The organism is Kitasatospora sp. NPDC059803, assembly GCF_042732255.1.
Taxonomy (GTDB): Bacteria; Actinomycetota; Actinomycetes; order Streptomycetales; family Streptomycetaceae; genus Kitasatospora.
In genome coordinates, this window is the sequence record NZ_JBHWIJ010000017.1 from 26,279 (window position 1) to 33,984 (window position 7,706).

At 74.0% G+C, this 7,706-nt stretch carries 8 protein-coding genes, 1 pseudogene and 1 riboswitch; of the genes and pseudogenes, 7 read left to right on the top strand and 2 right to left on the bottom strand.

Features of this window, described 5'->3' with window-relative positions:
* Positions 1 to 73: 73 nt before the first annotated feature.
* The 4 genes and pseudogenes from ACFV6I_RS04755 to ACFV6I_RS04770 all read left to right on the top strand — a co-directional run.
* Positions 74 to 619 (top strand): annotated as a pseudogene (locus tag ACFV6I_RS04755) (acyl-CoA dehydrogenase family protein); the annotation flags it as partial.
* Positions 619 to 1,692: an enoyl-CoA hydratase/isomerase family protein gene (locus ACFV6I_RS04760; RefSeq protein WP_380423578.1), complete on the top strand. Its 1,074-nt coding sequence runs from the start codon at positions 619 to 621 to the stop codon at positions 1,690 to 1,692. The pseudogene ACFV6I_RS04755 and the gene ACFV6I_RS04760, both read left to right, overlap by 1 nt.
* Positions 1,689 to 2,603 (top strand): 3-hydroxyisobutyrate dehydrogenase, encoded by a 915-nt coding sequence (gene mmsB / locus ACFV6I_RS04765; protein ID WP_380423579.1) that lies wholly within the window; start codon positions 1,689 to 1,691, stop codon positions 2,601 to 2,603. Before ACFV6I_RS04760 ends, mmsB begins: the two co-directional genes overlap by 4 nt.
* Positions 2,600 to 3,376 (top strand): enoyl-CoA hydratase, encoded by a 777-nt coding sequence (locus ACFV6I_RS04770; RefSeq protein ID WP_380423580.1) that lies wholly within the window; start codon positions 2,600 to 2,602, stop codon positions 3,374 to 3,376. Before mmsB ends, ACFV6I_RS04770 begins: the two co-directional genes overlap by 4 nt.
* Before the next feature lie 57 nt (positions 3,377 to 3,433).
* Here ACFV6I_RS04770 and ACFV6I_RS04775 read toward each other — a convergent pair whose 3' ends face one another.
* Complete coding sequence (locus tag ACFV6I_RS04775; RefSeq protein ID WP_380423581.1) at positions 3,434 to 4,360, bottom strand: NmrA family NAD(P)-binding protein; 927 nt, start codon at positions 4,358 to 4,360, stop codon at positions 3,434 to 3,436.
* Positions 4,357 to 5,181: a polysaccharide deacetylase family protein gene (locus tag ACFV6I_RS04780; RefSeq protein WP_063352228.1), complete on the bottom strand. Its 825-nt coding sequence runs from the start codon at positions 5,179 to 5,181 to the stop codon at positions 4,357 to 4,359. Before ACFV6I_RS04780 ends, ACFV6I_RS04775 begins: the two co-directional genes overlap by 4 nt.
* A gap of 112 nt (positions 5,182 to 5,293) precedes the next feature.
* On the opposite strand from ACFV6I_RS04780, the gene ACFV6I_RS04785 reads away from it, so the two are divergent.
* The 3 genes from ACFV6I_RS04785 to ACFV6I_RS04795 all read left to right on the top strand — a co-directional run bounded on the left by ACFV6I_RS04785 (position 5,294) and on the right by ACFV6I_RS04795 (position 7,563).
* Positions 5,294 to 5,644, top strand: a complete 351-nt coding sequence (locus ACFV6I_RS04785; RefSeq protein ID WP_380423582.1) for a winged helix-turn-helix transcriptional regulator — start codon at positions 5,294 to 5,296, stop codon at positions 5,642 to 5,644.
* Between the two features lie 95 nt (positions 5,645 to 5,739).
* Positions 5,740 to 5,880, top strand: a riboswitch (cobalamin riboswitch).
* 99 nt (positions 5,881 to 5,979) lie between these two features.
* Positions 5,980 to 7,053, top strand: coding sequence for a prenyltransferase/squalene oxidase repeat-containing protein (locus ACFV6I_RS04790; protein ID WP_380423583.1), 1,074 nt, complete (start codon positions 5,980 to 5,982; stop codon positions 7,051 to 7,053).
* A gap of 30 nt (positions 7,054 to 7,083) precedes the next feature.
* Entirely contained in the window at positions 7,084 to 7,563 is a 480-nt protein-coding gene (locus tag ACFV6I_RS04795; protein ID WP_380423584.1) for a flagellar hook-length control protein FliK, read from the top strand.
* Positions 7,564 to 7,706: the final 143 nt, after the last annotated feature.

A 7,706-nucleotide genomic window follows, 5' to 3' on the forward strand; every position in this document is an offset into this window, starting at 1 on the left:
CCGCGCGCTCTCTGCCCAGCGGTCGCCCGCGCCCCCCCCCCGCGGGCTACCGTCCGGCCCCGCCTACAACTAGATGGCCTGGCACGCCCAGCCCACCCGCCAGGTGCGGCTGGACGGCGTCCGGCTCCCGGCCGACCGCCTCCTCGGAGCCGAGGGCGAGGGCTTCCGGATCGCCATGAACGGGCTGAACGGCGGCCGGCTCGGCATCGCCGCCTGTTCCCTCGGCGGAGCGCAGGACGCCCTGGAGCGGGCCACCCGCTATCTGGCGGACCGCGAGGCGTTCGGCGCCCGGCTCCTGCACGCCCAGGCGCTGCAGTTCCGGCTCGCCGACATGGCCACGGAGCTGGAGGCGGCCAGGTCGCTGCTCTGGCGGGCCGCCTCGGCCCTGGACCGGGGGGACCCCAGAGCGCCGGAGCTGTGCGCGATGGCCAAGCGGCACGCCACCGACACCGGCTTCGAGGTCGCCAACCAGGCGCTCCAACTGCACGGCGGCTACGGCTACCTGGCCGAGTACGGCATCGAGAAGATCGTCCGCGACCTGCGGGTGCACCAGATCCTGGAAGGAACCAACGAGATCATGCGCGTCATCGTCGCCCGCGGCCTGACCGGGGCCGCGTGATGGCCGGGAACGACCTCGACGAGGTCCTGGTCCACCGCGAGGGCCGGGCCGGCCTGATCGTCCTCAACCGCCCCGCGGCCCTGAACGCCCTCACCCACGGCATGGTGCGAAGGATCTCCGAAGCCCTGGACGCGTGGGAGGAGGACGAGCGGGTCGACACCGTGGTCATCACCGGCGCCGGTGAGCGGGCCTTCTGCGCCGGCGGCGACATCGTCGCCATCCACCGCGCCGCCACCGGCGCGGACCCGGGCGCCGTCGAGGAGTTCTGGCGCGACGAGTACCGCCTCAACGCCCGCATCGCCCGCTACCCCAAGCCCTACGTCGCGCTCATGAGCGGCATCGTGATGGGCGGCGGGGTCGGGGTCTCCGCCCACGGCAGCGTCCGGATCGTCACCGGGACCACACGCATCGCCATGCCCGAGGCCGGCATCGGCTTCGTCCCCGACGTCGGCGGCACCTACCTGCTCGCCCTCGCACCGGGAGAGCTGGGTACCCACCTCGCCCTGACCGCGGGTTCCGTCGGCGCCGGTGACGCGCTGCTCTGCGGCCTCGCCGACCACTTCGTCCCTGCCGAGCGGCTGCCCGCGCTGCTGGACGACCTGGCCGAACTCCCCGTGCACGACGCCCTCGAACGGAACGTCGGGCCCGCACCGGCCGGCGTGCTGGACGGCCGGCGGGCCTGGATCGACCACTGCTACGGGGCCGACACCGTGGAGGAGATCCTCGACCGCCTGCGGGACAGTGGCGAACCGGAGGCCAAGGAGGCCGCGGACCGGATCGCCGCCAACTCGCCCGCCGCCGTGAAGGCCACCCTCGCCGCCCTGCGCCGGGCCCGCACCCTCGGTCCGCTGGAGGCCGTCCTCGACCAGGAGTACCGGACCTCCTGCGCGGCGCTCTCCACGCCGGACCTGGCCGAGGGGATCCGCGCCCAGGTGATCGACAAGGACCGCTCCCCGCGGTGGAACCCGTCGACGCTGAGCGCCGTCGGGCCCGCCACGGTGGCCCGCTACTTCGCCCCGCTCGGCGACCGGGAACTCGGCCTGGCCCCCACCACACCCCTGGAGCGCTGGTGACCCACCGCAACGGATTCAACGGAGTCATCGGATTCATCGGACTCGGCAACATGGGCGGCCCGATGGCCGCCAACCTCGCCACGGCCGGACACACCGTGACCGGCTACGACCTGGCGCCCGAGGCACTGCGGCGGGCGTCCCGGACGGAGAGCGGCGTCCGCCCGGCGCGGTCCGCGACCGAGGCGGTGCGGGAGGCCGACGTCGTCATCAGCATGCTGCCGGCCGGCCGGCACGTGCTGGCCGCCTACGCGGACCTGCTGCCCGCCGCCCGCCCGGGAACGCTCTTCGTCGACTGCTCCACGATCGACGTCGCGGACGCCCGGGCGGCGCACGACCTCGCCGTGCACGCCGGGCACCGGGCCGTGGACGCGCCGGTCTCCGGCGGGGTGGTCGGTGCCACGGCCGCGAGCCTCACCTTCATGGTCGGAGCCGCCGAGCCGGACTTCGAGGCGGCCCGACCGGTGCTGGAGGCGATGGGCCGCAAGGTCGTGCACTGCGGACCCCCCGGTGCGGGGCAGGCCGCGAAGATCTGCAACAACATGATCCTGGGCATCTCGATGATCGCGGTCAGCGAGGCCTTCGTGCTCGGGGAGAGCCTCGGGCTCAGCCACCAGGCGCTCTACGACGTCGCCTCGACCGCCTCCGGCCAGTGCTGGGCGCTCACCACCAACTGCCCCGTCCCCGGGCCGGTGCCGGCCAGCCCGGCCAACCGCGACTACGCGGCCGGGTTCGCCGCCGCCCTGATGGCCAAGGACCTCGGCCTCGCCGCCGGGGCCGCCGAGGCCGCCGGCCTGCCCACCGAACTCGGACGCAGGGCGGCACAGCTGTACGCGGACTTCGCGCAGGCCGACGGCGGCGCCGGCCTGGACTTCTCGGCGATCATCACCACCCTGAGGGAGGACGGCAAGTGACCGGCTACGAGACGATCCTGGTCGAGCGCAAGGGCCGGGTGGGGCTGATCACGCTCGACCGGCCCAAGGCGCTCAACGCGCTCAACACCCTCCTGATGAACGAAGTCGTGCAGGCGGCAACGGAGTTCGACCGTGACCCGGAGATCGGCTGCCTGGTCATCACCGGCTCGGAGAAGGCGTTCGCGGCCGGCGCCGACATCAAGGAGATGCAGTCCCTCGACTTCGTCGACGCCTACCTCGGCGACTGGTTCGCCGCCTGGGACCGCTTCGCCGCGCTGCGCAAGCCCGTGGTGGCGGCGGTGGCGGGCTACGCGCTGGGCGGCGGCTGCGAGCTGGCGATGCTGTGCGACATCCTGCTGGCGGCGGACACCGCGAAGTTCGGGCAGCCGGAGATCAAGCTCGGTGTCATCCCGGGCATCGGCGGTTCGCAGCGGCTGACCCGGGCGGTCGGCAAGGCGAAGGCGATGGAACTGTGCCTGACCGGCCGGATGATGGGCGCCGAGGAGGCCGAGCGGGCCGGCCTGGTCTCCCGGATCGTCCCGGCGGACCAGCTGCTGGCCGAGGCCCTGACGGTGGCCGAGACCGTCGCGGCGATGTCCACCCCGGCTGCGGTCATGCTCAAGGAGAGCGTCAACCGCTCGTACGAGACCACGCTCGCCGAGGGCGTGCGCTTCGAACGGCGCCTGTTCCACGCCACGTTCGCCACGACGGACCAGAAGGAGGGCATGGCGGCCTTCGCCGAGAAGCGCCCGCCGGAGTTCCTCAACCGCTGACAGCCCGCCCGGTGCGCCGCCCCTCGCCCGGGGGGTGGCGCACCGGGAAGGTCCTGGTCATCCCGTCCATCCGGTGTGGTGCAGCCAGTCCTCGAAGGTCATCACGTCGGGGTGCAGGCGGCGCAGGAGGCCGATGTCCCGGTCTCGGGCGTAGAGGTCACGGTCGGCGAAGAACCGGAACATCGCCGCGTAGTCGTGGCTGAAGCCGGGGACGGCGGTGCGCAGGTCGTCGTGCGGCATCGGGAGGTAGGTGCTGGGGGTGCCCGTGACCTGGGTGAAGGTGGCGGCGATCTCGTCGCCGGTGAGGCTGTCGCCGATCACCGCGAGGTCGCGGGCGCCCCAGGACTGCCAGTTGTCGAACATGTGGCAGGCGAACCAGGCGATGTCGTCGAGGGCGACGAGCGGGTAGTGGGCGGCGCCGAGGGGGAGCCTGAAGACCAGGCCGCCCCTGCCGTCCGGCCGGGGGGCGAGTCGGTCCCGCAGGTTCTCGAAGTACGGCGCCGTGGTCAGCACCGAGACGTGGTCCGTGTACCAGCCGTCGGTCTCCTTGCGGAGCATCTCCTCCGACCGCATCAGGCCGATGTGGGCGGCGACGGCGGCCTTGCTGTCGAAATGCGGGACGGGGTGGCCGGTCAGGGACACCGCGCTGTCCAACGAGGACCAGATGAAGCGCTCCACGCCGGCCCGCTCGGCGGCGGCCAGCAAGTGCAGCCCCTGCCGGTACTCACCCACCGCGCTGCCCGTCGCGAAGAAGTCGGTGTTGGCGAACACGTGGTCCGCCTGCCCGATCAGGACCTCGAGCGCCGCCGGGTCGGAGCGGACCAGTCGCACGCGGTCGGGCGCGGTGGCGGCGAGTCCGGTGGCGCGGGCGGACTCCGGGTGGCGGGTGGGGACGGTGACGGTGGCGTCGGTGGTGGCCAGCAGGTGGCGGACCACGTGGCTGCCCATGGCTCCGGTGCCGCCGACGACGAGGACGTGGGTCATGGCGTTCCTCCCTGGTGTGTCAGGACGTGTTCGGCCAGCTGGGCGTGGGTGGCGACCCAGACGTCGCCGGACTCGCGGATGTGGTCGAGGACCTGGCCGACCATGCCCGCGAGGAGCGGTCGGCCTCCGACGTGGGCGTGGACGGTCAGGTGGAAGACGCCCGGGCCGGGGGCGGCGAGCAGCTGGTTCAGCAGCTCACGGTGAAGGTCGCGGTAGGCGTACGGGCCGGCCGCGGCGTCGCGGACGTCGGAGTGGTCGCTGTGCATGAGGGAGACCAGAGGACCGTGAACGGTGGACAGGACCTGCGGGAGGTCGTGGTCGCCGTGGTCCCCGGTCCAGCGGTAGCCGGCCTCGGCGAGCAGGTCGACCGTGTGCCGCGAACCGGTGGCGCGCGGGCTCATCCACCCCGTCGGGCGAACACCGGTGACCCGGCGAAGGATGTCGGTGCAGCGAAGGACGTTGGCCCGCTCGGCATCGACGTCGAGCAGCGCGGGCACCACGTCCTGGGCCCAGGAGTGTGCGGCGATCTCGTGACCCGCCTCGTGCACGGCCTCGACGGTCTCGGGGTGCCGCTCGGCCACCAGTCCACTGACGCCGACGGTGGCGGGCAGGTCACCCAGGACGTCGAGCAGCCGCCAGATGCCGGTGGTGACGCCGTAGTCCGCCCAGGAGGTGCTGTGCGTGTCGTCGATGCCGGACAGCGGCCACGCCGCGGCCATCGGCGCGTAGGCGGGCCAGTGCCCTGGTGACCACAGCTCCAGCGCGACGGTGACCAGCGCGACGACCTTCCGCCCGCCCGGCCATTCGGTCTCTGCCCTCATACGGTTCCCCTGCTCCCCTGATCGATGGCTCGATGGCTCGATGGCTTCCGCAGTGGACGCTAATGAGGCGGTAGGTACCTCCGGGTTCCCGGCGGCGGGCTACCGTCGGGTCATGCGTGAGTACTCCGGCAGTGTCTTCCTCGCCGACTGCCCGGCTCGGCTGGCGATCGAGATCATCGCCGACAAGTGGGCGGTGGCCGTGCTGTTCGCGTTGAGCCGGGAACCGTGCAGACACGGCGAGCTGGTCGACCTGATCGGCGGCATCTCGCGGAAGGTGCTGACCCAGACGCTGCGCCGCCTGCAGGGGTACGGCCTGGTCGACCGCCACGCCGAGTCCGGGAAGGTCGAGTACGTGCTGACGGACCTGGGCCGGACGCTGGTGAAGCCGATCGCCGTGCTGACTCAGTGGGCTCACGAGCACGGCGTGGCCGTGGTGGAATTCCAGGAGTCCCGAGCGGACTGAGTGCACTGACGGTGTCTCGGCCGGGAGGGGCGGGTCGCGAAGCCGGGTGCGGACCACCGTGATGTGACGCACGAACCCTTGACCGGATCTTTTCCGTATCGCCATGATGGGCCGTCAAGTTGTGACTCCGCCGCTGGGGGAAGTCCGGTTCGAATCCGGCGCTGACCCGCAACGGTAGGCCGCCGGCTCCACGCCGGTGGCGAGCCCGAGTACCCGGCGGCGGAGGTGTGTCGTCCCCTCCTCCCGTCGTGGTCTGCGGGCCGGAGCTCCGAGGGCTGCCCCGGCTGGTGCCGCCGTCCTCCGGGCCCCTGCGTGCGGGCCCGGAAAGGCCCACCATGTCCCTGGTCCGACGCCCCCTGCGCCTCTTCGCGATACCCGCGCTCGCCCTCGCCACCGTCCTCCCGGCGGCCGCTGCCGCCCAGGCCGCGCCTGCTGGCGCGACCTCGTCCTCGACGATCCGCCCCGACGCCGCCGCCGGCGGCTGGCTCGCCCGCCAACTCGTCGACGGCGACCACTTCGAGTCCGTCTTCAACGGCACCGCCTACCCCGACCAGGGCCTGACCATCGACGCCGTGCTGGCCTTCGCCGCCTCGCACAGCTCCGACCAGGCCGCCGCGAAGGCCACCGCCTGGCTGGCCAAGCCCGAGATCATCACCGGCTACCTCGGCGACGGCACCACCGAGGCCTACGCGGGCGCGACCGCCAAGCTGCTGCTCGCCGTCGAGGTGCGCGGCGGGAACCCGACGGCCTTCGGCGGCGTCGACCTGCCCGCCCGGCTGCGCTCCCTCCAGACCGCCGACGGCCGGTTCTCCGACCGCTCGCAGTGGGGCGACTACAGCAACGCCTTCGGCCAGTCCCTGGCCCTGATCGCCCTGCACCGCACGGCCGGCGGCGCCCCGGCGGCCGCCGTCGACTTCCTCGCCGACAGCCAGTGCGCGGACGGCGGTTACCCGCTGTCCTTCGGCCAGGCCACCTGCACCAGCGACCCGGACGCCACCGCGCTCGCCGCCCAGGCCCTCGCCGCGACCGGCCGCACCGCCAAGGCCAACGCCGGGCTCGGCTGGCTGACCGCCCACCAGAACGCCGACGGCGGCTTCGCGGCCGTCGGGGCCGCCGCGTCCAACGCCAACACCACCGGCCTCGCCACGCAGGCACTGCTGGCCGGCGGACGCTTCGGGGCCGGCCTCAAGGGCTGGAGCAGCCTGGTCAAGCTCCAGCAGGGCTGCGCCACCGACCCGGGCGTGCGCGGGGCGGTCGCCTACGACGCGACCGGCTTCAACCCGGCCACCGGCGCCCGGGCCACCGCGCAGGCCGTCCTCGGCCTGGCCGGCACCCCGCTGGCCACCCTCTCCGCCGCCGGTGCCCGCCCGGACGCGCCCGTGCCGGCCTGCCCGGCGACCACCCGCTGACCACCCGCCGACCCCGCGAGGAGAGCTCCGATGACCGACACCCTGGCGCCCGCGCGCCCGGCCCGCCGCACCCTCGGCTCGATCGCCGCCGCCGCTGCCCTCACCGCCGGCCTGCTCGGCGTCTCCGCCGTCCAGGCCCCGCAGGCGCAGGCCGCCGCCTGCGACGGCACCACCGGCGTCACCGTCGTGGTCGACTTCACCGCCGTCGGCGGCGGCATCCAGACCGGCTGCGCACCCGGCGACCCGGCCAGCGGCCTGGCCGCGCTGACCGGCGCCGGGTTCGCGTACACCTTCCACCCGCGCTACCCGGGCTTCGTCTGCACCATCAACGCCCTGCCGACGACCTGCACCAACCCCACCGGCAGCGCCTACTGGTCGTACTGGCACGCCCAGCACGGCGGCCCCTGGTCGTACAGCAACCTCGGCGCGGGCAGCTACAACCCGGCACCCGGCGACGTCGAGGGCTGGTCCTTCGGCGCCGGCGCCCAGCCGGGCGTCACCGCGCCCTGACCTCCGGAGACACCCCGGTGGGCCCCGGCCCCCGGGGGGGGGGGGGGGGGGGGGGGGGGGGGGGGGGGGGGGGGGGGGGGGGGGGGCGCCGGGGGCGGGGTGGGAGAAGGCGGGGGGGGGGGTACACCCACCAAGTGCCCGGG